The sequence below is a fragment of the Pseudomonas sp. 05N431 genome (assembly GCF_056397005.1).
Genome location: NZ_JBFTMN010000071.1, coordinates 1 through 356 on the forward strand (window position 1 = coordinate 1; position 356 = coordinate 356).

1 protein-coding gene is annotated in these 356 nt (G+C 60.6%); it reads left to right on the forward strand.

From position 1 onward, the window contains the following. A partial coding sequence (locus tag AC1DIG_RS29345; RefSeq protein WP_477770121.1) for an immunoglobulin-like domain-containing protein occupies nt 1-356 on the forward strand: 356 nt, incomplete at both ends.

Sequence of the window (356 nt, forward strand, 5' to 3'; positions counted from 1 at the left end):
AACGGCAGCACCGTCAGCACTACCATCGAAAGCACCACCGGTGGCAATTTCGAGCAGCTGACCCCGAGCACAACTCCGGCCGTTACGACGATCACCGACTCGATCGACAACACCGGCCTGAGCCTGACCGCTGATGGTTCAGTGGTTGAAGGCGGGCAGATCACTTACACCGCSACCCTGASCAATCCAGCCGGCACCGCCATGAGCGTCACGCTGAGCAACGGCGCCGTGATCAATATCGAGGCCGGTAAAACCACCGGCTCCGTGGTGGTCGACACCCCGGCGAACGACGTYTAYAAAAAYGGCAGCACCGTCAGCACYACCATCGAAAGCACCACCGGCGGCAATTTCGAGCA